Origin of the sequence: Paracraurococcus lichenis (assembly GCF_030657435.1) — a bacterium.
In the GTDB taxonomy this organism is placed as follows: domain Bacteria; phylum Pseudomonadota; class Alphaproteobacteria; order Acetobacterales; family Acetobacteraceae; genus Paracraurococcus; species Paracraurococcus lichenis.
This window is the reverse complement of record NZ_JAUTWS010000028.1, coordinates 33,833-59,147: the sequence shown is the minus strand read 5'-3', so window position 1 is coordinate 59,147 and position 25,315 is coordinate 33,833. Positions and strand designations below refer to the sequence as shown.

Genomic DNA, 25,315 nt, shown 5'->3' with positions numbered 1-25,315 from the left:
GCCTACTTCTGCGTGTCCAGATAGGCGATGATGTTCTGCCGCTCCGCCTCGTCCTTGATGCCCGCCAGGATCATGCGGTTGCCGGGGACATAGGCCTTCGGGTCCTGCAGGTAGGTGTCGATGCTTGCCTCGTCCCAGGTCTTGCCGGCCGACTTCATGGCCGGCGAGTAGTTGAAGCCCGCGACGGAGCCCGAGGCGCGCCCGACCACGCCGTGCAGGCTGGGGCCGACCTTGTTCTGCCCCTCGGCGACGGAATGGCAGACGGCACAGCGCCGGTTGAAGGCGGTCTTGCCGGCTTCCGCATCGCCGGCAGCGCGACCCGCCACGGGCAGCAGCAGCAGCAGCGCGGACGCCAAAAGGGTCATCGAACGCATCCAGGATCCTCCCGCAGGGTAGCCAGGGGGAACTATGCCGCCAGCGGCGCCCGGGATCCCGGCGGTCACGCGATCCTGTCCGCAACAGTGCCCTTCCCTGCGGACCGGATGTGGATTATCGATTCGCTAGGGAAAATTCCACGGAGTTGCGTCGTATGAAGGCGAACAGCGTCCTCGAGACCATCGGCGGCACGCCGCATATCCGGCTCGGCCGGCTGTTCCCGCAGGCCGAGGTCTGGGTGAAGTCGGAACGCGCCAATCCCGGCGGCTCGATCAAGGACCGCATCGGCCTCGCCATGATCGAGGCGGCGGAGCGCGACGGCAAGCTCAAGCCCGGCGGCGTCATCATCGAGCCGACCTCGGGCAATACCGGCATCGGCCTGGCCATGGCCGCGGCGGTGAAGGGCTACAAGCTGGTGCTCGTCATGCCGGAGAGCATGTCCATCGAGCGGCGGCGCCTGATGCAGGCCTATGGCGCCAGCTTCGACCTGACGCCGCGCGAGAAGGGCATGAAGGGCGCGATCGCCCGGGCCGAGGAGCTGGCGGCGCAGACGCCGGGCGGTTGGATCCCCCAACAGTTCGAGAACCCCGCCAATATCGAGGTGCATGTCCGGACCACGGCGCAGGAGATCCTGGCCGACTTCCCCGAGGGGATCGACGTGCTGATCACCGGCGTCGGCACCGGCGGCCACATCACCGGCTGCGCCCAGATGCTGAAGGAGAAATGGCCGAAGCTGCAGGTCTTCGCGGTGGAGCCCGCGGCCTCCCCGGTCATCTCCGGCGGCCAGCCCTCCCCGCATCCCATCCAGGGCATCGGCGCCGGCTTCGTCCCGGCCAACCTGCACACGCAGTTGCTGGACGGGGTGATCCAGGTCTCGGCCGACGACGCGAAGGAGTATGCCCGGCGCTCGGCGACGCAGGAGGGGCTGCTGGTCGGCATCTCCTCCGGCGCGACGCTCGCGGCCATCGCGCAGAAACTGCCGGAATTGCCGCAAGGCGCGCGGGTGCTCGGCTTCAACTACGACACGGGCGAGCGCTACCTGTCGGTGCCGGACTTCCTGCCGGCCTGACCGCCGCCCGATAGCCCCTGCGCCGTCGGGCGCAGGGGGCCGGACCGGCCCGCCCCGACCGCCGGCGGGGCGGCCGCGAGGCTGCCTGGTCATCACGCAGTCTTCGGCGGGGCGCTTGATCCCGGTCAACGCGCCGCGCCCGCACCGGTCCAGACTGGGGAAACATCCCCCGGGAGCACGCCATGCCGCTCAAGGACATCCTGGTCCATCTCGACGCCTCGCCGCGCAGCCAGGCGCGGCTGGCACTCGCCACCGCGCTGGCGCGGCGGCATGGCGCGCATCTGGTCGGCCTCTGCGTCGTGGACGTGGTGCTGCCGGTGATGGCGCTCGCCGATGGCGGGGGCGGCGGTACCCTGCTGGCCGAACTCATCGACCAGATGCGGCAGGACGGCCTGGAAGCCGCCCGCGGCATCGAGGAGAGCTTCCGCGAGCATGTCCGGCGCGAGGGCATCTCCGCCGAGTGGCGCATGGTCGAGGGCGCGCTGCCGGAGCAGGTGGCGCTGCAGGCCCGCTACGCCGACCTCACAGTGGTCGGGCAGGTGGACCCGGACTCGCCCGTCGCCGGGGCCGGCCTGGCGCTGGAGCAGGTGCTCTTCGCCGCCGGGCGCCCCATGCTGGTGGTGCCGCACAGCGGCGAGTTCGCGGAGGTCGGCCGGCGCGTGCTGCTGGGCTGGAATGCCAGCCGGGAGGCGACGCGCGCCGTGCATGACGCGATGCCGATCCTCGCCGCGGCGGAGCGGGTGACGGTGCTGGCGGTGAACCCGGCCACCGCGCCCAACCCGCATGGCGAGGAGCCCGGCGCCGACATCGCGCTGCACCTGGCGCGCCATGGCGTGACGGCGCAGGTGGAGCGGGGCAGCGCCGCCATCGGGGCGGAAGGCGATGCGCTGCTGAACCAGGCGACCGACCTCGCGGCCGATCTCATCGTCGTCGGCGCCTATGGCCATTCCCGGCTGCGGGAGATGGTGCTCGGCGGCGTCACCCGGACGCTGCTGCGCTCCATGACCGTGCCGGTGCTGATGTCGCACTGAGGCGTGCCGATGACCGAAGGGCCGGATGGCCCGGAGGTCTGAACCGGCTCGCCCAACATACGAGGCAGGCCGGTGACCGGGAGCGGCCGGCGCCCATGCCGCCGACGGCACGGCAGGCCGCCGGGCGGGGCGCAGGCCCCGCCCCTTCCGTTACATGCCGAGGGCGCGGCGGTAGAGGTCAAGCAGCGTCTCCTGCTCCTCCACCTCCGCCGGCTCCTTCCTGCGGATGGAGATGAGCTGGCGGACGACCTTCACGTCGAAGCCGGCACTTTTCGCCTCCGCGAAGATGTCCTTGATGTCGCTGGCGAGGGCCTTGCGCTCCTCCTCGAGACGCTCGATGCGCTCGATGATGCTGCGCAGCCGGTCGGCCGCGATGCCCCCCACCTCCGGGTCCGGATCCGCCGCCTGGCGTGCCCGGCTCTCCCGGGCTTCCTCTTCCACGTCGCTCATGCTGTCCGGTCCCCCAACCGAAGGGCCGGGGGTGTACCGGGCCCGTGCGGCCGGGGCAACGTCAAACTCGGGCCGCGGTCCGGGCGCGCCTGGGTCCCCGGCGGAAAGCCGGGGAAGCCGTCGCAGGCGCGGGCGCCTGCGAGGGAGCCCGTCAGGGGGGCAGCGGCCCCTCCGCGTCAGTGCCCCGGATTGGCGGCGGCGAATTTCGCCTTCTGCTCCGCCGACGCTTCCTTCTGGTGCTTCGCCTGCCACTCCTTGTAGGGCATGCCGTAGATGATCTCGCGCGCGTCCGGGTCGGCCAGCGGCAGGCCGCGCTCCTCGGCGCCCTCGCGGTACCAGCGGCTCAGGCAGTTCCGGCAGAAGCCCGCCAGGTTCATCATGTCGATGTTCTGCACGTCGGTGCGCTCGCGCAGGTGCGCGACCAGCTTGCGGAAGGCGGCAGCCTCCAGCTCGGTGCGGGTCTTCTCGTCGAGTTCGGGTGCGGCCATGGCCTTGTCCTCCGGTCTTGCCACCCATGTGGGGCCGCCGGGGCGGGTGCGACAAGGCGGCCGGCGCGGCGTTCCCCCGATGCGGGCGGCTCGGACCGGCCGCATCGCAGGGAGGACAGGATGGCATCCGCGCGCTTCGACTTCGGGACCCTGCGCCGGGCGCTGGAGCACGGCGATCCGGCGGCGCTCGCCTCGCTCTATGCCGAGGATGCGGAGATGACGATCGTGGACCGCAACCGTCCGCCGAGCGCGCCGATGCGCCTGCTCGGGCGGCCGGCGATCGCCGGCTTCTGGCGGGATGTCTGCAGCCGCTCCACCACCCATGCGGTCGGGGAGGAGGTGGTCGGGCCGGACCGCGTCGCCTTCGTCGAGCGCTGCGCCTATCCGGATGGCTGCCACGTGGTCTCGGCGGTGACGCTCGACCTGCGCGACGGACGGATCGCGCGGCACCTGACGGTGCAGGCCTGGGATGAGCTCGGCGACCCTGAACGTTAGGCCGCGACGATGTTCGGCCCCGCCAGCCCGCGGCGGGCGCAGGCATTGCGCGTATCCAGCACCAGCGGCGCGGCGGCGCAGAGCCCGGCATAGTCCAGCCCGTCATGGTCGGTGACGATGACGGCCGCGTCGCAGCCGGCCAGCGCCTCCGCCCAGGGCAAGGAGCGGCGGCCGGCCAGGCCCGGGTGGCCCGGCATTGGCGGCAACTCGGCCACATGGGGATCGTGGTAGGGCGCCTCGGCGCCGCGCGCCTCGATCAGCGCCATCAGCGCCAGGGCCGGGCTCTCCCGCACATCCTCGATGTCCGGCTTGTAGGCGGCGCCGAGCAGCAGGATGCGGCTGCCGGCGAGGCGGCGGCCGCGGCAGCGCAGCGCCCCTTCCAGGACATCCACGACATGGGCCGGCATGGCGGCGTTGATCGCGCCCGCGAGTTCCAGCAACCGCGCCTGCGCGCCCGATTCGCGGGCCCGCCAGGTCAGGTAGACGGGATCGACGGGGATGCAGTGCCCGCCGACGCCGGGGCCGGGCCAGAAGGGCATGTAGCCGAAGGGCTTGCTGGCGGCGGCGCCCACCACCTCCCAGACATCGATCCCCATGGCGCCGAAGGCCAGCTTCAACTCGTTGGCGAGGGCGATGTTGACCGCCCGGAAGGCGTTCTCCGCCAGCTTCACGGCCTCCGCCGCCTCGAGCGAGGCGACCGGGACCGTCCGCTCCACCGCGGCGCCGTAGAGCGCCTCGGCCAGGTGCAGCGCGGCGGCATCGGCACCGCCCACCACGCGGGGGATGCCGGCGGTGCGGAAGCGGGCATTGCCGGGGTCCTCGCGCTCCGGCGAATAGGCCAGGAAGAAGTCCACCCCGCAGCGCAGGCCGGTCGCCTCCAGGATCGGCCGCACCACCTCTCGAGTCGTGCCGGGCCAGGTGGTCGATTCCAGCACCACGAGCTGGCCGGGATGCAGGTGCCAGGCGACCGATCGGCTCGCCGCCCGCACCGCGGCAAGGTCCGGCGTGCCGTCCGGGCCCAGCGGCGTGGGTACGCAGATCAGGATCGCGTCGACCTCGACCAGGCGCGACCAGTCCCCGGTCGCTTCGAACCGCCCGGCGCGCTGCGCGGCGCGAAGCGTCGGGTCGGGCACATGGCGCAGGCCGGTCTCCCCGGCCGCGAGGCGAGCGAGCCGCGCCCGGTCGGCATCGATGCCGATGGTGGCGAAGCCGGCCTCGGCCAGGGCCAGGGCCATGGGCAGGCCGGCATAGCCCAGCCCGATGACGGCCACGCGGGCGCGGCGGCTGCGGAACCGGTCGGCCAGGTGGCCGATCCAGCCCGCGGCGGCGCCTGCCTCATGCGACGGCAGAGTTTCGCTGAATAGCACGAAATCTGACTGTCGATTCGAATCCGGCATACACTACAAGTCGGACAACACTCTTCTTGTTTCAACCGTTGATCCAAGAACGCCACACGATCTCGCCGATTCGTGATAATGATGTTCAGGCAATTCCGCCGGGCCGGGTTCTGGCCTATTGGGCGCCGAGAGGTTGCGGATCGCGGGTCAATGAAGGTTCTGGTTACCGGCAGCGCCGGCTTCATCGGGTTCCATCTGTCCCGCCGGCTGCTCGAATCGGGCCATGCCGTCGCCGGCATCGACGCCATGGTCCCCTATTACGACGTGCGGCTGAAGGAGGCGCGGCATGCGGAGCTTGCCCGCCATGCCGGCTTCGCCCCGCATCTCTTCGACCTGACGGACAGTACGCGGCTGGCGGAGGTGATGGCGGCCGAGGCACCGGAGGTCGTCATCCACCTCGCCGCCCAGGCCGGCGTGCGCTACGCGCTGGAACATCCGGAGAGCTACATCCACAACAACGTGCAGGCGACCTATGCCCTGCTCGAGGCGGTGAAGGCCCGGCCGGTGCGGCACCTGCTCATGGCCTCGACCAGTTCCGCCTATGGCGCCAATACGGAGATGCCCTTCAAGGAGACGGATGCGGTCGCCACCCCGCTCAACATCTATGCCGCGACCAAGCTGGCGACCGAGCAGATCGGCCATTCCTATGCCGCCCTATGGCGGCAGCCCATCACCATGTTCCGCTTCTTCACGGTCTATGGTACCTGGGGCCGGCCGGACATGGCCTTCTTCAAGTTCACCGACGCCATCCTCAATGGCCGGACGATCGACGTCTACAACCACGGCCGGATGGAGCGCGACTTCACCTATGTGGACGACCTCGTCACCGCCATCCTGAAGCTCGCGGACTGCGTGCCGGAGGCAGGACGGGCGGTGGCGGCCTGCGATTCGATCAGCCCCGTGGCGCCCTTCCGCATCGTCAACATCGGCAATGCCAGCCCGGTGCAATTGCTGGACTTCATCGCCGAGATCGAGCGCGCCTGCGGCCGCGAGGCGGTGCGGAACTACCTGCCGATGCAGCCGGGGGAGGTGTTGAAGACCTGGGCCGACACCTCCCTGCTGCAGGCACTGACCGGCTATGTCCCCTCAACCGGGATCGAGACCGGCGTCACCGCCTTCGTCGCCTGGTACCGGGCGCATTACGGGATCTGACCGGCGCGGCCGGGCGCGGCTCGCCCCCGGCGCGAACCCGCGGCCGCTATCGTATACCAATCACCTCGCGATCCAGAGACCGGCAATAATCGCCACCTAACAGACCCGCATGAGCGCGGGTCTCCTCACCGGTACGGCCGACGGGCTGGCGATGCCGAACGCCATGGCCGCCGCACAGGCCACGGCAGGGCTGCTGGCGCTGTCGTCGGGACTGTCCCTGCTGGCCCTGCACGAGGCGCCCGGCATCGACCGGCTCGCCGAGGCCACGCTCTCCGGCGCGGCCGGGCCGCTGCGGCCCCCCCTCTCCTGGCAGGCGATCCCGCTCGGCACCGGGAAGCTGCACCTGCTGCTCGCCCGCAGCCAGCCGGGGCTGGAGGCAGGGGCGACGCTGCGCCTCGCGGCCGCCTCCGGCACGGCCTGCCGGCTCGCACTGCAGGCCGCCACGGATGCCGCCGCGCTGCTCGGCACGGAGGAGCCCGCGGCGCACCTGCAACTCCTGCGCTTCCTCACCGGCAAGGCGCTCGGCATCTTCCGCGCGGCGGAGGATGCCGCCTTCGCCGGCTGCTGCCTGCGCATGGCCGCAGCCCTCGGCGCGGAGGCGCCCCTCGCCCAGGCCGCGGTGCGCTGCGGCCAGGACGCCGTGTACGTCACCCTTCCCCCCGGTCTCGGCGCCGGGCCGCTCGTCCTGCTCGGCCGGCGCCGCATCCAGCGCATCGCGGCGGAGGGCGACACCGCCATCCTGCCCGATCCGGGACCGGAGGGGGGCTGGCTGCTGACCTCCGGGGGCGAGCTGGTCCGCCTCGCCCTGCCCGCCCGGCGGCTGCCGGGCCTCGCCCAGCTCGCCCGCAGCCGGGAACCGGGGGCGCGCGGCCTGCAGCGCGCCGCCCAGGCCGCGCTGGCACGCCGCGCCGCGACCGAGGCGCCGATTCGCCGGCTGCTGCGCGACCAGCAGCTCCTCCAGCCCATCGCCCGCACCCGGCAGCACGCGGCGCCCGGGCAGCCCTTCGGCGCCGGCCTCGACCTGGCGGTGCCCGACCATGCCGGCGGCGTCTTCCTGCGCGGCTGGCTGCGCGACCCGCTCGGCCTGGTCGCCAGCCTGACGCTGGTCAGCCCCTTCGGCGAGCAGCGGCTGCCGCAGGCCGCGCTGCTGCGCTTTCCACGCCCCGACCTGGTGAAGGAGTTCGCCGGCGCGCCGCACGGCAATGCCGATGCGCGGGCCGGCTTCGCCCTGCACCTGCCGGAGGGCGCGGCGCAGCCCGCGGCGCAGTGGCGGCTCCGCCTCGGCCTCAGCACCGGCGAGCAGGTGACGCTGGTCGCCCCGCCCGGGCTGCTGCATCCGCAGGCGGCGCGCGACGCCATCCTCTCCGCCATCGCCCCGCCGCATGCGACGCCCGAGCTGATGGCGCGCGCCATCGCCCCGCCGGTCGAGCGGCTGCATGCCCTGGTCATGGCCGGCCGCGGCGCGGCGGAGGCGATCCGCATCGGCGAGCCGGTCCGCGACCCCGCCGCCGCCGTCATCGTCCCGATCTACCGCAACCTGCACTTCCTGCGGCACCAGTTCGCCGCCTTCGCCAGGGATCCCGGCCTGCGCGCGGCCGAGCTGATCTACGTGCTCGACAGCCCGGAGCAGCGCGACGAGGTGGAGCACGCCTATCGCGGCCTCTCCCGCCTCTACCGCCAGCCCCTCACGCTGGTGATCCAGCCGCGCAACTACGGCTACGGCGCCGCCTGCCATGCCGGCGCCGCCGAGGCGCGGGCGCCGGTCCTGCTGCTCCTGAACTCGGACGTCGTGCCGGCCGCGCCCGGCTGGCTCGCGCCCATGCTGCAGGCGCTGCGGCGGCAGAAGGTGCTCTCGGCGGTCGGCCCGAAGCTGCTCTTCGAGGACGGCTCGCTGCAGCATGCCGGCCTCTATTTCCTGCGCATGCCCGGCGAGGCGGAGTGGTTCAACGACCACTACTTCAAGGGCCATCCGCGCGACTGGCCGGCGGCGCAGCGCGCCCGCCGCGTGCCGGGCGTGACCGGCGCCGCGCTCTGCGTCCGCACCGAGGCCTGGAAGGCGGTCGGCGGCATCAGCACCGACTACGTCATCGGCGACTACGAGGATTCCGACCTCTGCCTCCGGCTGCGCGCCGATGGCGGCGAGATCGGCTATGTCCCGAGCAGCGAGCTCTACCACTTCGAGCGGCAGTCCATCCGCGACCATGGCGGCTACACGAAGAGCCTGGCCGCCACCTACAACCGCGGCCTGCACCATCGCCGCTGGGATGCCGACATCGCGGCGCTGATGGCCCGCATGGGGCGCCGCTGATGCGCGTGCTCTTCCTCTGCCACAACCATCCCGGCCTGCAGCCGGGCGGCACGGAGGTCTTCGCGCAGGGCTTGTTCCGCACCCTGCGCGACCGGCACGGCGTCGAGGGCCTCTTCCTCGCCGCCGTCACCGGCGCGCACCGGGAGCGCCGGCCGGGCACCCTGCTGCAGGGCATCGGCGCGGCGAAGGACGAGGCGCTCGTCTGGCTCGGCAATTTCGACCGGTTCAACCTCTCCCAGCCCGACAGCTACGGCCTCGCCTCCCTCGCCCCGGTGATCGAGCAGCTCCGGCCGGACATCGTGCATGTCCACCACCTCCTGCAATGGGGCGTGGAGGCGGTGGACCTGATCCGCCGCGCCGCGCCGCGGGCGAGGCTGATCTTCACCGCGCACGACTTCTTCCCGCTCTGCCCGCAGGAAGGCCAGTTGCTGACCATCGACGGCCGGCTCTGCGGCGGCCCGACGCTCGACCGCTGCCAGGGCTGCTTCCCGCAGCGCACGGGCGCCGACCTGGTCATGCGCGGCCTGCAGCTGCGCGACGTGCTGGGCGGCTTCGACCGGATCCTCACGCCGAGCGAGTTCGCCCGCGAGCGCTACATCGCCGCCGGCTGGCCGGCGCAGCGGGTCATGGTGATGCGCAACGGCATCGCGCCGGCCGCGCCCGCACCGCACCGGGAGGCGCCGGACGGGCGGCGCGACCGCTTCGGCTTCTTCGGCCATGTGAACCGCTTCAAGGGCGGCCTCGTGCTGCTCGAGGCCTCGCGCCGCCTGTCGAAGGCCGGGGTCGCGCATGCCGTCACGCTGCATGGCGGCGCGGCCTACCAGTCCGACAGCTTCCGCGAGGGCTTCAAGGCCGGCCTCGAGGCCGCGCCGGAGGCCCGGCACCGCGGCGCCTATGGCCCGGCCGAGCTGCCCGGGCTGATGGCCCGGGTGGACTGGGTCGTCGTGCCCTCCGTCTGGTGGGAGAACGCGCCCCTCGTGGTGCAGGAAGCCTTCCTCCACCGCCGCCCCGTCATCTGCGGGAATGTCGGCGGCATGGCGGAGATGATCCGGGACGGCGTGGACGGGCTGCATGCCCCGGTCGCCGACCCGGCCGGCCTCGCGCAGGTGATGCGCGGGGCCATCGAGCAGGCGGGGCTCTGGGACCGGCTGGTCGCCGGCATCCGCCCGCCGCTGTCGGTCGAAGAGGCCGCGCGCCGCCACCTCGACCTCTACCGGGACACCCTGGGCGCGCGCGCCGCGTGACCCGCCCGCCGCTGGAAGGGAAGCCACGAGCATGATCATGACCAAGCCGGGCGCATCCGCCCCGGATGCCGAGCGCGTGACCGAGCGCCCCAAGCTGGTGGGCCGCACCTCCGATGTCCGCGGCGTCATCGACAACATGACGCCCGACCGCCTGCTCGGCTGGGCCTGGGATTTCGGCCATCCCGAGCACCGCGTCACCGTCGCGCTGCGCATCGCCGGGGAGACGGTGGCGGAGGGCATCGCCGACCGCCCGCGCCCCGATCTGGCCAAGGCCGGGATCGGCGACGGCGCGCATGCCTTCGACCTGCCGCTGAGCCCGGAGGTGCGCGGCCGGCTGCAAGAGGCGACGGTGGTCGCCTTCGGTCTCGACGGGCGCGAATTCCAGATCGCCGCCCGCCTGCCGCGGCGCGAGGAGGCGCCGGCCGGCAACCCCGTCCAGCGCATGGTGGACGGCGTGGCGACGGAGCAGCGCGAGCTGAAGCAGGAACTGGCGACTCTGCGCGACCGGCTCGACCGCCTGCCGCCCGGCGAGGTCATCGAATCCGCCGGCCGGGTCGGCGAGACGCTGCAGGCGCGCATCGGGCAGCTCGAGCTGTGGCTGACGCGGCTCGACTCGCAGCTCGGCGACCTCGCCGCGGAGGCGCCTCCGCCGCAGAGGACCGGCGTGGATGCCTGGCAGGCCGTGCTCTACGCGCTGCTCGCCAGCCTCTCGGCCGGCGCGCTCGCCGCCGCCATCGCGCATCGCCTGGTCTGACCGGCATGGCAGCCCAGAACGGGACCGCCTCGGCGGAGGCGCTGCTGCGCGCGGCCATCGAGGACACGCTGCGGGTCATCGGCGGCTGGATCACGCTCATGCTGGGGCTCGGCGTGGCGAGCACGCTGCTCGGCTTCGCCATCCTGATGAACAAGACCAGCCTCTTCGCCCTGATCCCGACCACGCTGAGCCGCGACACGCTCTTCGCCGCCGCCGTCTTCTGGGTGATCGCCCTGGTCGCCGCGACGGTGCTGAAGCTGCTGCAGCAGCGGGCCGTCGCCGCCGTCTCGCGCTATGTCGCGGAGCGGCTGGTCGTGCCGGTCGTGCTCTGCACCTCGCAGCGCGCCGGCCGGCCAGAGGTGCTCTCCAACGCGGCGATCGAGGCGATCGAGCAGATCCGCCGCGCCCTCTCCGGCGAGCTGCCGCATATCGCGGTCGGCCTGCTGTCGGCGCCGCTGCTGCTCGCCCTCATCTGCGCCCTGCACTGGGCCGCCTTCGTCCTGTCGGTCGGCTTCTGCGTGCTGGGCGCGGTGGTGAGCCTGCTGATGACGCGCGCCGGCCAGGGTGCCGCCACCGTCGCGGGCCGGGCCAAGGTGCGCGCCTTCGGCCTGGCCGCCGATGCCATGCGCTCCGGCGAGGCGGTGCTGGCCATGGGCATGCTGCCGCGCCTCTCGCGGCAGTGGTTGGAGGCGGCGACCGAGGGCGCGGCCGAGGCCTGGGCGCATGAGCGCCGGGCCGAGCGGCTGAAGACCGCGCTCGAGGTCCTGAACGGCGTGTTCCGCGGCAGCATCCTCTTCATCATGGCGGCGCTCATGCTCATGGGCGCGGATGTCAACATGGCCTTCGCCAGCTCGATCCTGGTGATCGGCATGGTGGTCGGGCCCTTCATGGGCCTCGGCGCCAACCTGCGCACGCTGAGCGAGGGCCTGGATGCCTGGCGCCGGCTGCGCGAGATGGTGCGCAGCACCGCCGCCATCCCGGAGGGCATCGCCTTCCCGCGCCCGGCGGTGCGGTTGACGGCGGAGCATCTCTCCTTCGGCTATCGCGGCCCGCAGCCCGCGCTGTTCCGCAACCTGAACATGACGGTCGGCGCCGGCGAGATCGTCGCCGTCATCGGCCCCTCGGGCAGCGGCAAGAGCACGCTGCTGCGCCTACTGATGGGCATCCTGCGGCCGGGCGGCGGCGGCGCCTATCTCGACGGCCATGCCACGAGCCAGTGGGACCGCCGCGAGCTGGCACGGCATGTCGGCTTCCTGCCGCAGGATCCGCAGCTCTCCCGCGCCACCGTCGCCGAGGCGATCGCCAGGCTGGAGGATCCCGACATGCCCGAGGTGATCGAGGCCGCGCGCCGCGCCGGCGCGCATGAGACCATCATCGGCCTGCCGCTCGGCTATGCGACGCCGCTGGTGCAGAACCACCAGCTCTCCATGGGCCAGCGCCACCGCATCGCGCTCGCCCGCGCGCTCTATGGCCGCCCGCAGGTGCTGCTGCTCGACGAGCTCGCCGGCTCCCTGGATGCGGAGGGCGAGGCGGAGGTCGGCCGGCTGCTGCGGCGGCTGCGGGACGAGGGGGCGGCGGTGGTCTTCACCACCCACCGGCCGAGCCTGATCGCCATCGCCGATCGCGTGCTGGCGGTCCGCCAGGGCAGCCTGGTGCCGACCGGGGAGGAGCAGCCGCGGCTGGAAGGCCGCAGCCATCGGGGCAACCGGGCACGCCGCCCGGTGGCGGCCGCCCGATGAGCGCCGCCCTCCGCAATCCCGGGCTGCGGCTGCGGGATGTCGGCGTCACGCCGGGCGCGGTGCTGGCCCTGGTGCTGCTGACGGTCGCCAGCCAGCTCGCCTTCCTGGCCTTCCTGCTGGTCATGAAGCACATCAGCGACGGCGTGATGGACACGCGGAATGGCGCGACTGCCATCGCCTTCGCCGGGCTCTATGCCCTGATCGTCGTCATGTGCGCGGGCTATGGCCATCTGCGCTCGGCCATCCTCGGCGCGATCGCCGAGCGGCTCGGGATCACCCTGCAGGTCGAGGCGCTGCAGGCCGCGGTCCGCAACGCGGTGCGCACCGACACCGCCCAGGGCACCGCGGTGCTGCGTGAGATCTCGAGGGTGCAGTCCTTCTTCGCCAACCGCTCGGTGCTGCTCTTCCTCGAGCTGATCGGGGCGGTGGTGGCGATCGCCATCATGTTCTGCCTCGATACCGGACTCGGCCTCTTCGGCCTCGGCGGCGCCGCGGCTGTCGGCGGCCTCGGCCTGCTCGTCCACCGCGTCGCCGATCCGGCGGCCAGGGCCGGCGCGCGGGCCCTCAGCGACAGCGCGGTCGAGCTGAGCAGCCAGCTCTCCCACCCGGACCTGGTCCGCGGCCTCGGGCTGGTGCCGGCGACGCTCGCCCGCTGGCAGCACCGCTACGGCGCGGCGCTGGCGCTCGACGAGGCCGCGCGCGACCGGGCGAAGGCGGTGCAGGCCATCGAGCACCTGCTGCACGACCTGATCCAGATGGCGGTCTTCGTCTATGTGTGCCTGCTGCTGTTCGAGCAGGCGGCGACGGCCGGCATGCTGGTCAGCGTCTACTTCCTCAGCGGGAATGCGCTGCAGCCCTTCTCCCACCTCACCCAGTCCTGGGAGAACTGGTCCGGCGGCGTCGCAGCCTGGCGCCGGCTCCGCCGCGTCATGCGCCAGGAGGCCGCGCCGGAGCCGCTGCCGCGCGATCCCGCCGCGCCGGCCGGGCTGCTGCTGGACGGCGTCGCCTTCCATCCGCCGCGGCGCGAAGCCCCGATCGTCGGCGGCGTCGCGCTGCACCTGGCGCCGGGCGCGGTCTGCACCGTCCAGGGCCCGAACGGCGTCGGCAAGAGCACGCTGATGCGGCTCGTGCTCGGCCTGCTGCCGCCGACCGACGGGCGCGTGCTGCTCGACGGGCAGGACACGCTGCGCTGCGACCGGGAGAGCCTCGGCGCGCGGATCGGCTACCTGCCGCAGGACGTGCAGCTCCTGGACGACGACGTCTTCGGCAATATCGGCCGCGGCCCGGGCGCGGCGCCCGAGGCGGTGGTGGCGGCGGCCCGCGCCGCCGGCGCACACGAGATGATCGGCCGCCTCCCGCTCGGCTACCAGACGCCGGCCGGCCATACCTCAGGCCTCTCGGCCGGGCAGCGGCGGCTGGTCGGCCTCGCCCGCGCGCTTTACGGCGACCCGGCGCTGCTGGTGCTGGACGAGCCCGAGGTCGGGCTCGACGGCTCGGCCCGGACGGAGATGCGCGCGGCGGTCGAACGCACCCGCGCCCGCGGCGGCGTGGTGCTGGTCGTCACGCACGAGCCCCTGACCTGGTCGGATGTCGCCGATATCCGCCTCACCCTCGGCCCCAAGGGTGCCTGGGAGGCGCAGTCGCTGCGCCCCGGCGCCGCCATGCAGGAGACCGGCCTTGCAGCTCATTGAACACGGCGGGGCCATCCCGCTCCCCTCCCCGCTCCCGCGCCCGACGCTCGAGGCGCAGCTCGAGGCGGCGATCCGCACCCCGCCGGTCGGCCGGCTCGCCCGCCGCGCCCTGCTCGCGCTCACCGTCACCCTGCTGCCGCTCGGCGGCTGGGCGACCATGACGCATATCGAGCAGGCGGTCCTCGGCACCGGGCAGCTCATCCCCGAGGGCAAGCGGAAGACGGTGACGCTGCTCGAGCCGGGTATCCTGCGCCGGCTCATGGTGAAGGAGGGCAGTTCCGTCGAGGCCGGGCAGACCCTCGCCCTGCTCGATGTGACCCAGGCCGAGACCGCGGCCGACCAGGCCAAGGCCGCCTTCTGGAGCGGCCGCGCCCGCATCGCCCGGCTGCGTGCCGAGCAGGACGACCGGCGCGGCCTGTCCTTCCCGGCCGACCTGGAGAAGGCCGCGGCCGCCGACCCGGCGATCGCCGTCTTCCTCGAGGCCGAGCGCGCCTTCTTCGCCGCGCGCTGGGCGAATTTCGACAGCCAGGTGGCGGCGCAGGAGAAGCAGGTCACCCAGGCGCGCGAGCAGATGCTCGGCGCGCGCGCGCAGAAGGAGGGCGCCGAGCGCCAGCTCCGCTCCGTGCGCGAGCAGATCGCCGGCCTCAGCCGGCTGCTGGTGCAGGGCTTCGCCTCCCGCTTCTCGGTGCTGGAGCTGCAGCGCGACGAGGCGATGTTCGGCGCGACCGTCGGCTCCGCCGGCGCGCAGGAGACGCAGTTCCGCGAGGCGATGGCGCAGGCGGAGAAGCAGCTCGCCTCGCTGCGCTTCACCCGGCTGTCGGACATCGCCAACGACGTGCAGACGACGGAAGCGGCCGTTGCCGCGGCGGCGCAGCAGCTCCGCGCCGCGCAGGACATCCTGACGCGGCGGGAGGTGGTGGCGCCCGAGGCAGGGCGGGTGACGAACATCCAGATGTTCTCGCCGGGCAGCAGCATCGGCGCCGGCCAGCCCATCCTGGAACTGGTCCCGGCGCATGACCGGCTGATCGTCGAAGGGCAGGTCCAGCCGACGGATATCGAGCAGGTGGCGGTCGGCCAGCGGACCAATCTCCGCCTGACGGCCTACCGCATGCGTGAGCTGCCGGTGCTGCCCGGCCGGCTGATCCATGTGGCGCCCGACATCAGCACGAACCAGAACGGCGCGCAGTTCTACACCGTGCGGGCGGAGCTGGCGCCGGAGGCGCTGGCGCGCTTCCCCGATGTCAGGCTCTTCGCCGGCATGCCGGTGGAGATTTACGTGCTCGGCGAGGACCGCACCCCGCTGAGCTATTTCTGGACGCCGTTCCGCCACGCGGCGCGGCGCGCCTTCCGCGACTGATACTGGCCTGCAGACGTCGTGACTTCTGTGGGCCGGTATCGCGCGCAGGGTTGCCGGGTCCCCATCGCTGCTTGGCTGCGATGGGAGCCCGGTGTGGCGGCTGCGCGCCAATCATAAGGCCATGCTGGCCGGCATGGGCGGGCGGCCCGGCGGGGCGACCCGCCGGGCCTTCTCGCTACCGGCGGCTCGCCTGCGCCAGGTAGTTGTCGAAGGTCAACTCCGCGACGCGGAACCAGGCGCGCATGTCGTCGCGGGCCTTCGACCAGTTCTCGTAGATCTTGCGGTATTCCGGGCTCTTCGCCGCGGTCTCCTGCTCCAGCGCCAGGGCCTCGCGGTAGCAGGCATCCATCACCTCGCGCGGGAAGGCGCGGAGCTGGGTGCCGGCACCGACGAGGCGGCGCAGCGCATCGGCATTGCGCGTGTCGTAGCGCGCCACCATCCAGTGCGTCGCCTCGGCGCAGGCGGTGCGGATGGCGGCCTGGTAGGATTTCGGCAGCGCGGCCCACTGGTCGTGGTTGGCGACGAAGGTGGTGTTCGCCGCGCCCTCCCACCAGGCGGGGTAGTAGTAGAAGGGCGCGACCTTGTTGAAGCCGAGCTTCTCGTCGTCATAGGGGCCGAGCCATTCGACGGCGTCGATCGTCCCGCGCTCCAGCGCCGGGTAGAGATCGCCGCCGGCGAGCTGCTGCGGCACGCCGCCGACGCGCGAGAGCACCGTGCCGCCGAGGCCGGCGATGCGCATCTTGAGGCCCTTGAGGTCCTCGACCGTCCGGATCTCCTTGCGGAACCAGCCGCCCATCTGCGCGCCGGTGGTACCGAGCGGCAGGGCATAGGCGTTGTACTGGCGGAACAGCTCGTTCAGCAGCTCGATCCCGCCGCCCTCATACATCCAGGCATTCTGCTGCCGGGTGTTGAGGCCGAAGGGCACGCCGGTGGCGAAGGCGAAGGCCGGGCTCTTGCCGATGTAGAAGGAGGCGGTGGTGTGGCAGCACTCCACCGTGCCGGCCTGGACCGCATCCAGCGCCTGCAGCGCCGGCACCACCTCGCCCGGGCCGAAGACGCGGATCTGGAAGCGGTCCTCGGTGAGTTCCGCGACCGTCCGGGCGAAGACATGCGCTGCGCCGTGGATGGCATCGAGGCTGGTCGGGTAGCTGCTGGTCAGGCGCCAGCGGAGCGCGGGGGACTGGGCCTGCCCGACAGCGGGGGCCGCCAGCGGGGCGGCGGCGCCGGCGGCGAGCGCGCTGCGGCGGAGGATGGCGCGACGTTGCATGGGTCTTGGACCTTCCGGGTGACTGCGGAGGCGGCAGGAACCATGGAAGCGGGCGGCGGAAAAGGGGCTTTCGTTGCGCAATGGCGGGTTGCTCTCGGCGGGCCGGGCCACTATGGTCCGCGCCCTCGCGGGAGCCCGGAGACAGGCCCCGCGCGACGGACAGGTGGCCGAGCGGTCGAAGGCGCGCGCCTGGAAAGTGCGTATACGTCAAAAGCGTATCGTGGGTTCGAATCCCACCCTGTCCGCCACACTGGATTCGGGGTCTCTCCTCTCCAGCCGCTGAGGCCGCGAACCCGGGGAGAACACGCCGCCATAGCAAGCGCCTGACGCCAGAAGAGCCGGAGCTACCAGTCAACATCGTCGCACGCCGTTAGCAGGCGGCGGGACAGTGACCCGGTAAAAGGGCGGGTAAGGGCGGGCGCCAACATCTACTGCCCACTTTCACCCGCTTTCTGTGCAATATAGAAACAAAGCCATGGAAAGCAAGGCGCTCCGCCACCTGTAAGTTGGTCCGGATTGCGTTCATTGTAGCGGATCACTTGGTGCCGGTGGTCCGCTGGCACGATCTGATCACCGGCAGCCCTACCCTGGCTGACGCCAACCTCGACCGCCTGGTCCACAACGCCCACCGCATCCAACTGCGCGGCGACATCCTGCGCCGGAACGGGCATCCTAGGGAGACAGCCACCCGCCCGCGGACGAACGCCACCCCAGCCGAGATCATGCGGAACAGGCGGCCGACATCACCGGAATACGCATCCACGGGGGCTTGGCAGCGGCTCGCTGAAGCGACAGGTCAGGATCAATGCTGGCTGGTATCGCAGGGTCGGATCTTGCACGACCCCTTTGGGACTTCCCTGGATGACATCGGCGACTACGGCCCGATATCCCGAGGCATGACGGCCCCGCTCCTCGACATCCGCCGCATCTATCTCGAGCCCGCCGCCGCCGGTCTGCCGCGCGGCCGGCAGGTCCTGGACCGCTTCCCGGCGGCCGAGCGCATCCCGGTCCAATCGCACTGGCGCATCCCCGAACTGCGGGAGGGTGACCCCGAGGACTTCCTGCGGCCGAAGCGGGAGGTGCTGGTCCTCGGCGTGAAGAAGGGCCTCGCCTTCCGCCCGAACGGCCGCAGCGCCGACTTCATCGCGCCCTCCACCTCCAATGGCTGTGCGATCGCCTGCGCCTATTGCTACGTCGCGCGGCGCAAGGGGCACGCAAACCCGATCAGCGTCTTCGCCAATATCGAGGAGATCCTCGCCGCGACCGCCCGCCACGCCGCGACGCTCGGTCCGAAGGCGGCGCCGAACCAGGTGGACCCGCGGGACTGGGTCTACGACCTCGGGGAGAATGGCGACCTCTCGGTCGATGCCCTGGTCTCCGACAATGTCCGCGACCTCGTCGCGCTGTTCCGCAGCCTGCCCAATGCCAAGGGCAGCTTCGCCACCAAATGGGTGAATCCCGACCTGCTCGGCTACGACCCGCAGGGCCGCACGCGCATCCGCATGTCGCTGATGCCGCATGGCCTGGCGAAGCTGCTCGACATCCGCGCCGCCCCGGTCGCCGAGCGCATCGCCGCCCTGCCGGACCTGCACCGCGCCGGCTACGAGGTGCAGGTGAACTTCTCCCCCGTCGTGCTGCGGGAGGGCTGGGAGGCCGAGTGGGGCGCGCTGTTCGAGGAGCTGGACGCCACGCTGCCCGCGGCGGTGAAGGACCGGCTCGCCGCCGAAATCATCATGCTGACCCACAACGCCGCGCTGCACGAGGTCAACCTCGCCTGGCACCCGAAGGCGGAGGAGGTGCTCTGGCGCCCCGACATCCAGGAGGAGAAGCGGAGCGAGACCGGCGCCGCCAACCTGCGCTACCGCACGGGCTGGAAGGGCCGCTGGCTCCAGCGCTTCCGCGACCTGCTGGCCGCCCGCATGCCCTATTGCCGGGTGCGCTATGCCTTTTGAAGCGGTTCGATGCCCGGAGGACCGCATGGTCCGCAGGGCTGAATCCGCCGGCCCGAGCCATGTCGCCCCCGCCCGGCCCTGGGTGCCGAAGCGCGTGCTGGCGACCCGCGCCGCCCTCTCCTGGGCCGAGGGCGAGGCCATGGCGGAGCGCGCCGCGGCACTCGGCGCCGAGGTGGTGCGCCTCCCGGGCGACCGGCTGACCAGCCTGCCCGAGGCCTATCGCGACGCCAAGACGACGATGGCGGTGGTCGTCGCCCCGCCGTCCAAGCGGAAGCCGCAGCCCATCCCGCCCTCCGCCGACTGGCGCTTCGACCTCGCCACCGGCTGCCCGGCGCATTGCCAGTACTGCTACCTCGCGGGCTCGCTGGCCGGGCCGCCGATCATCCGCGCCCATGCCAACCTGCCGGAGATCCTGGCGGAACTGACGCCGCTGCTCGGCCAGGGGCAGGTCACCTCGCGCAGCGCCGCCCGCGCCGCGGAGGGCACGACCTTCGAAGGATCCTGCTACACCGACCCGCTGGGGCTGGAGCACATCACCGGCGCCCTCGCCACGACGATCCGGTTCTTCGGCGCCTGGGACGCGGCGGTGCAGCTCCGCTTCACCACGAAATACGACGCGGTCGTGCCGCTGCTGGACCTGCCGCACGCGCGCCGGACGCGCATCCGCTTCTCCGTCAATGCCGGCGGCGCCGAGCGCTTCGAGGGCGGCGCGCCGCGCATGGCGCAGCGCCTCTCGGCCCTGCGGCAGGCAGCGCTGGCGGGCTACCGCATCGGGCTGACGGTCGCCCCCATCATGCCCGTGCCGGACTGGCAGGCGGCCTATGACCGGCTCTTCGCCGATTGCGCCGCGGCGCTCGACGGCGTGCCGGACCCGGACCTGACGGTCGAGCTCGTCACCCACCGCTTCACCGAGGGCTCGCGCGCGGTGCTGCGCGGCTGGTATCCGGGCAGCGCGCTCGAGATGGACGAGGCGCAGCGCAGCCGGAAGACGACGAAATTCGGCGGCGTGAAATGGGTTTTTCCGCGCGAGACGGTGGCGGAGCTGCGCGCCGCGCTGGAGGCGAGCCTGGCACGCCACCTGCCGCAGGCGCGGCAGCTCTACTGGACCTGAGCGCGCCCCCGCGCGTTGCCGCCGCCATGAGCGACGATCCCCGCGTTCCCTATGCCGCCGACCGCACCGTCCTGGCGGCCGAGCGCACCTATGCCGCCTGGGTCCGCACCGGCTTGGTCGCGCTGGCGGCGGGCGTCGGCGCCAAGACCACGCTGGGCGGCGTGGTGCATGAATGGATCATCCTGTTCGAGGCCTCGCTGCTGGTCCTCTTCTCCGCCTTCTGCTTCGCGGTCGCGGTCTGGCGCGACCTGAAGCCGGGCCATGATTCACCCGAGCGTTCGGATGTCTGGCGCATCCCGCCCTGGGTGCTGGTGGTGGTGAATGGCGGGCTGCTGCTGGTCTCGCTCGGCGCGCTGCTCGGCGTCTGGTTCGGGCGGACAGGCGGGACCTGACCTCCCCCGGCCGGTGCCGGCCGGTCAGGCGATGCCCTGGGTCGGCGGCGGCCCCGTATCCTGGAACATCACCGGCAGCAGGGCATGCGTCCGGCCACGGCCCATGCCCGGCGAACCGTCGCCATCGGACCACCGCTCCGCGGGTGCCAGCGCCAAGCGCATGGCGTCGAGTTCCGCGGTCCCGGCGCCGGCGAAGACCGCGGTCAGGTAGGCGCGGACGTTCTGGTTGTTGCGGTAGTACTGGTGCCAGATCGAGTCCCACTCGGTGCCGCCCTGGGACTTGATCCGGGCCGTGTCCACCCCGTTGATGCCGTCGAGGCAATCCAGCACCGTGACACTGGCGGGCAGCGATCCCAGATGCAGCGGCCCGTAATGGCCGAGGCGCTTGCCCCCATGATTGGCGATGCCGCTGACCGTCTGCAGGACCGGGTCGGCATTGGTGCCGATCGTGACGGCCTGGGCCAGCGTGGCGAGCCTGCGCAGCGGCTGGCCCGGCGCCCAGACCTGCCAGTCCGCATCCGCCGCCATCTGCAGGGCGTGCCGGAACGGCCCCGCCAGCGGCGCATAGCCGAGCGCGGCGAGCGCATGGTGCAGGACCCAGTTGCCCATGCTGTGCGCCAGCAGCGTCAGGCCATCCGCGGCCGTGCCTGCCGCCGGCCGCGCCAGCAGGATCTCGTGCAGCAGGCGGGCGAGCGCCGGGCCACTCGCCGCGGCCATCGTCTGGTCGTCGTGATAGGGCTTCTCGGCGGTGTCGAGGCTCTGCAGCGCGCCGAGGGTGGTGCCAAGCGAGGGCCAGGCGAAGACCAGCGGCACGAGCTGCACCGCGGGGTCACCGCCCTCGTAGAACTGCACGATCTGCGCCGCGCGCTTGAGCGTGCCCTCGAATCCATTGGCGAAGCCGTGCACCAGCAGCAGCGGCACGCCCTCCGCCGCTGCCGCGAACCAGGCCTGCAGGGCAGCCGATGCCGCCGGCGCGGGCGAGGCATCCGACAGGAACAGGGTTCCCGTCTCGCGGATCGCCAGGACGCGGCGGTCCAGCTCCGTGCCGAGCCAGTCCTTCGCCTCCACCTCCGCCTCCCCGAAGCGGAGGTGGTCGGCCCGGTCCCGCGTGCCGACCGGCGTGGGGAGCGGCCCGGCCCGGTTGGTGGCGAAGAAGACCTTGATCGGCATTGCCTCCTCCCTCCTCCGGCGGGTCTCCGGCCGCCCGGGGCCGAAACTACTCGAAGCGGTTGGTCTTCGGGAAGCCGTTCGGCGGCAGCTTGCCGGCGCCGGCGCGGTTGCCGCGCCAGGCCGTCAGGTCCGTCTCCACCCGCTGCCGGTCGCCGAGCATCCAGGTCAGGCCCTCCTTGCGCAGGAAGACCTTGAGGTCGGAGAGCTCGCCGTCCTTGTAGCTCTGCAATTGCACGCCGCGGCCGCGGCTCATCTCCGGCACCTGGTCCAGCGCGAAGACCAGCAGCTTGCGGTTGGTGCCGATGACCGCGACCGTGTCGCCCTCCACCGGCGCGCAGGCCACGGCCTCCTTGCCCGGCTCGACCACCAGCACCTGCTTGCCCGTCCGCTTCTCCGCCAGCAGGTCCTCGCCCTTGACGACGAAGCCCTTGCCGTCGGTCGAGGCGACGAGGTAGCGCCTATTCTCCTCGTGCACGAACATGCGGGCGATCGCGTCCTCGTTGGTCAGGTCGACCATGAGGCGCACCGGCTGGCCGTCGCCGCGGCCGCGCGGGATGGCGTCCGCCTTCAGGGTATAGGCCTTGCCGTTGGTGGCGAAGAGGACGATGCGGTCGGTGCTCTGCGCATGTACCCAGGTGTGCAGGGCATCGCCTTCCTTGAAGCGCAGCTCGGCATCCTCGGGCAGGTGGCCCTTCTGGGCGCGGATCCAGCCCTTCTCCGAGAGGATGACGGAGATCGGCTCCTTCTCCACGAAGGCGGCCTCGTCCACCAGCACCGCCGGCAGCACGCGCCCTGTCTCCGTCCGCCGCTTGCCCAGCGTGCCGGCGCCGAACCGCTCCTGCGTCGAGCGCAGCTCGCCCTCGATGCTCTCCCAGCGCTTGCCCTCGGACTTCATCAGGCCCTGCAGCGCCTTCTGCTCCGCCGAGAGCTTCTTGTGTTCCTTCCGGATCTCCATCTCCTCGAGCTTGCGGAGCGCGCGCAGCCGCATGTCGAGGATGGCGTTCGCCTGCACGTCGGTCAGCGAGAAGGCGGCCATCAGCGCCTCCTTCGGCTTGTCCTCCTCGCGGACGATGCGGATGACCTCGTCGAGGTTGAGGTAGACGATCAGGTAGCCGTCGAGGATCTCGAGCCGCCGGGCGATGGCGGCGAGGCGGTGCTCGGTGCGCCGCACCAGCACGACATGGCGGTGCTCCAGCCAGGACCAGATCACCTCCGGCAGGCCCATGACGCGCGGGGTGCGGTCGGCGTCCAGCACGTTCATGTTGAGCGGGATCCGCGCCTCGAGCCCCGTCGCGCGGAACAGCGTCTCCATCATGACAGCTGGATCGACCGTGCGGGCCTTCGGCTCCAGCACGATGCGGACGATGTCGGTGCTCTCGTCGCGGATGTCGCCGAGCAGCGGGAGCTTCTTCTCCTCCATCAGCTCGGCGATCTGCTCGATCAGCTTCGCCTTGGCGACCTGGTAGGGGATCTCGGAGACGACGACGTGCCAGGTGCCGTTCTTGCCCGCCACCTTCTCCCAGCGGGCGCGGACCTTGAAGCCGCCGCGTCCCGTCGCATAGGCCTCGCGGATCGCCTCCGGCGGCTCGACCAGCACGCCGCCGGTCGGGAAGTCGGGGCCCGGCACCGCCTTCAGCATGGGGGCGAGGGAGGCGTCGAGGAACTCGGCGCGCTGCGAGGGCGCCGCCCCCTCCTCCACCGCCGGCGCCCGCAGCGCCACCTGCTCGAGCGTCAGCCCGCGCTCGCGGAACAGCGCGAGCTGCGCCAGCGCCGCGGCGCAGAGCTCCCCGGCATTGTGCGGCGGGATGCTGGTCGCCATGCCGACGGCGATGCCGTTGGCGCCATTGGCCAGCAGGTTCGGGAAAGCCGCCGGCAGCACCACCGGCTCCTGCTCCTCCCCGTCATAGGTAGCGCGGAAGTCGACGGTGTCCTCGTCGATCGCGGCGAGCATCGCCTGCGCGACCTCGGTCAGCCGCGCCTCGGTGTAGCGCATGGCGGCCGGGTTATCGCCGTCGATATTGCCGAAATTCCCCTGGCCCTCCACCAGCGGGTAGCGCGCGGCGAAGTCCTGGGCGAGGCGCACCATGGCGTCATAGATCGCGGCATCGCCATGCGGGTGGTATTTGCCCATGACGTCGCCGACGATGCGGGCGCATTTCTTGAAGCCCGCCGCGGGGTCGAGCTTCAACTGGTGCATGGCCCAGAGCAGCCGGCGATGGACCGGCTTCAGCCCGTCCCGCACATCGGGCAGGCTGCGCGCCATGATGGTGGAGAGGGCATAGGCCAGGTAGCGCTCGGACAGCGCATCGGCGAGGTGGGCGTCCTTGATGTTCCCACCCTCGCCGCCGGCCGGCGGGGCCTTGATGTCGTCGGGCATGGATCCGGGATTCGCGCTATGTTCTCGGCTCTTGTAGCCGGTCCGGGCGGGCGGCGCCACCACGGGCGCTGCCCGGCAACGGAATGGCCCGCAGGCCGGGCGGAGCGCGTCAGCGGCCGAGCGCCGCCATCACCTCGTCGACCGTCTCCCGCACCGCCACGTCCTGGCCGAAGCGCAGGCCCACCAGGACGATCGCGGCCCGCGCCCCGGCGGCATGCCGCGCCTCCGACTCGCGGACCAGCACCACCCGGTCCGGCGCCACCCAGGTGCGCTGGCCGCTCGGGTCGGTGAGGGCCACGAGCCGCTGGCCGGCCGCGGCCACCCGGCGCACGACCGAGTCCGGCGCCTCCACCGTCCGCTGCTGCACATAGGCGGTGGTGTCGATCACCGTATAGCCCTCCGCCCGCCCGACCCGCGTCACCTGCGAGACGGCGAGCCGCACCGGGCCATGGCCGCCGGTCGGCACGATCTCGAGGAAGCGGGCCGCGGCCGGCTCCGGCTCGGGCTGCGCGACGGCGAGGCCGGGGAGGAGGAGGGCAAGGGCCAGGACGGCACGCCGCGACAGGGTGCTGGGCAAGGCAGGGGCTCCGATCGCTGCCCCTGCCCGCGGCCCGGCCATCTCTCGCGCGGGGCATGCCGGGCGGAGCCTAGCCCGGATCGGCCTGGTTGTCCTGGCACCATGCCGCCGCAACCGACCGTGTCACGTCCCGGCCGCGAGCGCCGCCACCCGGTCCTGCAGCAGCCCGCGCGCCTGCGGCAGGCCGCCCGGCCGCTCGCCGAAGACGTCGCGCGCCAGGAAATGCCCAGTCAGCCGGAGGCCGGCGAGCCACTCCGCCGGCCCCTCCCCGCCCGACTGGCCCAGCAGGAAGCGCGGCAGCGGCAGCAGCCGGTCCCGCCAGGGCTCGCCGGCCACGGCGGAGACCGCCCGGCCCGTGCGCGGGGAGACCCAGACCAGGTCCTCCGTCGCGCCGGTCGCGGCGCAGCGGCCGAGGTCGAGGCCATAGCCCAGCTCGGCCAGCAGCGCCGCCTCCCACCGCAGATAGTCGGGCAGCAGCGCCGGCGCCCCCTGGGCGAGGCGCGCCACCAGCGAGACCAGGCCCTGGAAGCAGCGCGGATGCGGCTCGCGCTCGGGCAGCGCCGCCTCGGCCAGCGCACAGGCGGCGCTCAGCAGCGCCAGCGCCAGCGGATCCTCCAGCGCCAGGGCGGCAGCGGGGTGGACCAGCTCGCCGCTCAGGCTGCCGAGCTGGTCCGCCAGCCGCGCCACCCAGCGCGCCTCCACCAGGTTGCCGCGCTGCCAGACCGGCGCCTGGAGGCGGGAGGCACCGCCCTTGGCGAGGCCGGCATGGCGGCCATGCGCCTCGGTCAGCAGCGAGACCACCGCGCCGCTCTCGCCGAGCGGCCTGGTGTCCAGCACCACGGCGGGGGCCTGCCATTCCATGGGCGAGATATGGACAGGGGCAGAGTCGGGGGGAAGGTATTCCCCCCGAGCCCCCCAT

Annotated in this window: 22 protein-coding genes, 1 tRNA gene and 1 pseudogene; 15 read left to right on the top strand and 9 right to left on the bottom strand. The window is 72.5% G+C overall.

Annotated features, from left to right (window positions below):
- Positions 1 to 2: 2 nt before the first annotated feature.
- Positions 3 to 365: a c-type cytochrome gene (locus Q7A36_RS23970; protein WP_305106284.1), complete on the bottom strand. Its 363-nt coding sequence runs from the start codon at positions 363 to 365 to the stop codon at positions 3 to 5.
- A 164-nt stretch (positions 366 to 529) separates the two neighbouring features.
- Here Q7A36_RS23970 and cysK point away from each other — a divergent pair, with 164 nt between their 5' ends.
- Positions 530 to 1,444 (top strand): cysteine synthase A, encoded by a 915-nt coding sequence (cysK, locus tag Q7A36_RS23965; protein WP_305106283.1) that lies wholly within the window; start codon positions 530 to 532, stop codon positions 1,442 to 1,444.
- Positions 1,445 to 1,626: 182 nt separating this feature from the next.
- Positions 1,627 to 2,475: a universal stress protein gene (locus Q7A36_RS23960; RefSeq protein ID WP_305106282.1), complete on the top strand. Its 849-nt coding sequence runs from the start codon at positions 1,627 to 1,629 to the stop codon at positions 2,473 to 2,475.
- A gap of 150 nt (positions 2,476 to 2,625) precedes the next feature.
- On the opposite strand, the gene Q7A36_RS23955 is transcribed toward Q7A36_RS23960, so the two are convergent.
- The gene (locus Q7A36_RS23955) at positions 2,626 to 2,925 is read right to left on the bottom strand and encodes a DUF2312 domain-containing protein (RefSeq protein ID WP_305106281.1); all 300 of its coding nucleotides are present in this window, start codon (positions 2,923 to 2,925) and stop codon (positions 2,626 to 2,628) included.
- 176 nt (positions 2,926 to 3,101) lie between these two features.
- Positions 3,102 to 3,413 (bottom strand): DUF1244 domain-containing protein, encoded by a 312-nt coding sequence (locus Q7A36_RS23950; RefSeq protein ID WP_305106280.1) that lies wholly within the window; start codon positions 3,411 to 3,413, stop codon positions 3,102 to 3,104.
- A gap of 120 nt (positions 3,414 to 3,533) precedes the next feature.
- Between Q7A36_RS23950 and Q7A36_RS23945 the strand changes: the two genes are divergently transcribed.
- On the top strand, positions 3,534 to 3,908 hold the full coding sequence (locus tag Q7A36_RS23945; protein WP_305106279.1) for a nuclear transport factor 2 family protein: 375 nt from the start codon (positions 3,534 to 3,536) through the stop codon (positions 3,906 to 3,908).
- Here the strand turns inward: Q7A36_RS23945 and Q7A36_RS23940 are convergent.
- The gene (locus tag Q7A36_RS23940; protein WP_305106278.1) at positions 3,905 to 5,275 is read right to left on the bottom strand and encodes a nucleotide sugar dehydrogenase; all 1,371 of its coding nucleotides are present in this window, start codon (positions 5,273 to 5,275) and stop codon (positions 3,905 to 3,907) included. The two genes, Q7A36_RS23945 and Q7A36_RS23940, sit on opposite strands and share 4 nt — an antisense overlap.
- A 180-nt stretch (positions 5,276 to 5,455) precedes the next feature.
- On the opposite strand from Q7A36_RS23940, the gene Q7A36_RS23935 reads away from it, so the two are divergent.
- The 7 genes from Q7A36_RS23935 to Q7A36_RS23905 all read left to right on the top strand — a co-directional run bounded on the left by Q7A36_RS23935 (position 5,456) and on the right by Q7A36_RS23905 (position 15,550).
- Entirely contained in the window at positions 5,456 to 6,457 is a 1,002-nt protein-coding gene (locus Q7A36_RS23935; RefSeq protein WP_305106277.1) for an NAD-dependent epimerase/dehydratase family protein, read from the top strand.
- A gap of 109 nt (positions 6,458 to 6,566) precedes the next feature.
- Positions 6,567 to 8,765 carry a glycosyltransferase gene (locus tag Q7A36_RS23930; RefSeq protein WP_305106276.1) on the top strand — a complete coding sequence of 733 codons (2,199 nt, stop codon included), beginning with the start codon at positions 6,567 to 6,569 and terminating at the stop codon, positions 8,763 to 8,765.
- Positions 8,765 to 10,009: a glycosyltransferase family 4 protein gene (locus Q7A36_RS23925; RefSeq protein WP_305106275.1), complete on the top strand. Its 1,245-nt coding sequence runs from the start codon at positions 8,765 to 8,767 to the stop codon at positions 10,007 to 10,009. The genes Q7A36_RS23930 and Q7A36_RS23925 overlap by 1 nt, the downstream gene beginning before the upstream one ends.
- A 31-nt stretch (positions 10,010 to 10,040) precedes the next feature.
- Positions 10,041 to 10,763 carry a hypothetical protein gene (locus Q7A36_RS23920; RefSeq protein WP_305106274.1) on the top strand — a complete coding sequence of 241 codons (723 nt, stop codon included), beginning with the start codon at positions 10,041 to 10,043 and terminating at the stop codon, positions 10,761 to 10,763.
- A 5-nt stretch (positions 10,764 to 10,768) separates the two neighbouring features.
- Positions 10,769 to 12,502, top strand: coding sequence for an ATP-binding cassette domain-containing protein (locus Q7A36_RS23915; RefSeq protein WP_305106273.1), 1,734 nt, complete (start codon positions 10,769 to 10,771; stop codon positions 12,500 to 12,502).
- Entirely contained in the window at positions 12,499 to 14,193 is a 1,695-nt protein-coding gene (locus Q7A36_RS23910; RefSeq protein WP_305106272.1) for an ATP-binding cassette domain-containing protein, read from the top strand. Before Q7A36_RS23915 ends, Q7A36_RS23910 begins: the two co-directional genes overlap by 4 nt.
- Entirely contained in the window at positions 14,180 to 15,550 is a 1,371-nt protein-coding gene (locus Q7A36_RS23905; protein ID WP_305106271.1) for an HlyD family type I secretion periplasmic adaptor subunit, read from the top strand. The genes Q7A36_RS23910 and Q7A36_RS23905 overlap by 14 nt, the downstream gene beginning before the upstream one ends.
- A gap of 175 nt (positions 15,551 to 15,725) precedes the next feature.
- Here Q7A36_RS23905 and Q7A36_RS23900 read toward each other — a convergent pair whose 3' ends face one another.
- Positions 15,726 to 16,817, bottom strand: coding sequence for a TRAP transporter substrate-binding protein (locus Q7A36_RS23900; protein ID WP_305106270.1), 1,092 nt, complete (start codon positions 16,815 to 16,817; stop codon positions 15,726 to 15,728).
- Between the two features lie 157 nt (positions 16,818 to 16,974).
- Here Q7A36_RS23900 and Q7A36_RS23895 point away from each other — a divergent pair.
- From Q7A36_RS23895 to Q7A36_RS23875, 5 genes and pseudogenes are all read left to right on the top strand, one after another.
- A tRNA-Ser gene (locus Q7A36_RS23895) sits at positions 16,975 to 17,065 on the top strand.
- 294 nt (positions 17,066 to 17,359) lie between these two features.
- A pseudogene (locus tag Q7A36_RS23890) lies at positions 17,360 to 17,479 on the top strand (ATP-binding protein); the annotation flags it as partial.
- Between the two features lie 234 nt (positions 17,480 to 17,713).
- Positions 17,714 to 18,769, top strand: a complete 1,056-nt coding sequence (locus tag Q7A36_RS23885) for a spore photoproduct lyase family protein (protein ID WP_305106300.1) — start codon at positions 17,714 to 17,716, stop codon at positions 18,767 to 18,769.
- Between the two features lie 25 nt (positions 18,770 to 18,794).
- The gene (locus Q7A36_RS23880) at positions 18,795 to 19,880 is read left to right on the top strand and encodes an SPL family radical SAM protein (RefSeq protein ID WP_305106269.1); all 1,086 of its coding nucleotides are present in this window, start codon (positions 18,795 to 18,797) and stop codon (positions 19,878 to 19,880) included.
- Positions 19,881 to 19,906: 26 nt separating this feature from the next.
- Positions 19,907 to 20,272, top strand: a complete 366-nt coding sequence (locus Q7A36_RS23875) for a DUF202 domain-containing protein (RefSeq protein WP_305106268.1) — start codon at positions 19,907 to 19,909, stop codon at positions 20,270 to 20,272.
- 24 nt (positions 20,273 to 20,296) lie between these two features.
- On the opposite strand, the gene Q7A36_RS23870 is transcribed toward Q7A36_RS23875, so the two are convergent.
- The 4 genes from Q7A36_RS23870 to recO all read right to left on the bottom strand — a co-directional run bounded on the left by Q7A36_RS23870 (position 20,297) and on the right by recO (position 25,257).
- Positions 20,297 to 21,442, bottom strand: coding sequence for an alpha/beta hydrolase (locus Q7A36_RS23870; protein ID WP_305106267.1), 1,146 nt, complete (start codon positions 21,440 to 21,442; stop codon positions 20,297 to 20,299).
- A gap of 46 nt (positions 21,443 to 21,488) precedes the next feature.
- On the bottom strand, positions 21,489 to 23,819 hold the full coding sequence (locus Q7A36_RS23865; protein WP_305106266.1) for a DNA topoisomerase IV subunit A: 2,331 nt from the start codon (positions 23,817 to 23,819) through the stop codon (positions 21,489 to 21,491).
- Positions 23,820 to 23,928: 109 nt separating this feature from the next.
- Positions 23,929 to 24,396 (bottom strand): hypothetical protein, encoded by a 468-nt coding sequence (locus Q7A36_RS23860; RefSeq protein WP_305106265.1) that lies wholly within the window; start codon positions 24,394 to 24,396, stop codon positions 23,929 to 23,931.
- A 123-nt stretch (positions 24,397 to 24,519) separates the two neighbouring features.
- Entirely contained in the window at positions 24,520 to 25,257 is a 738-nt protein-coding gene (recO, locus tag Q7A36_RS23855; RefSeq protein WP_305106264.1) for a DNA repair protein RecO, read from the bottom strand.
- Positions 25,258 to 25,315: the final 58 nt, after the last annotated feature.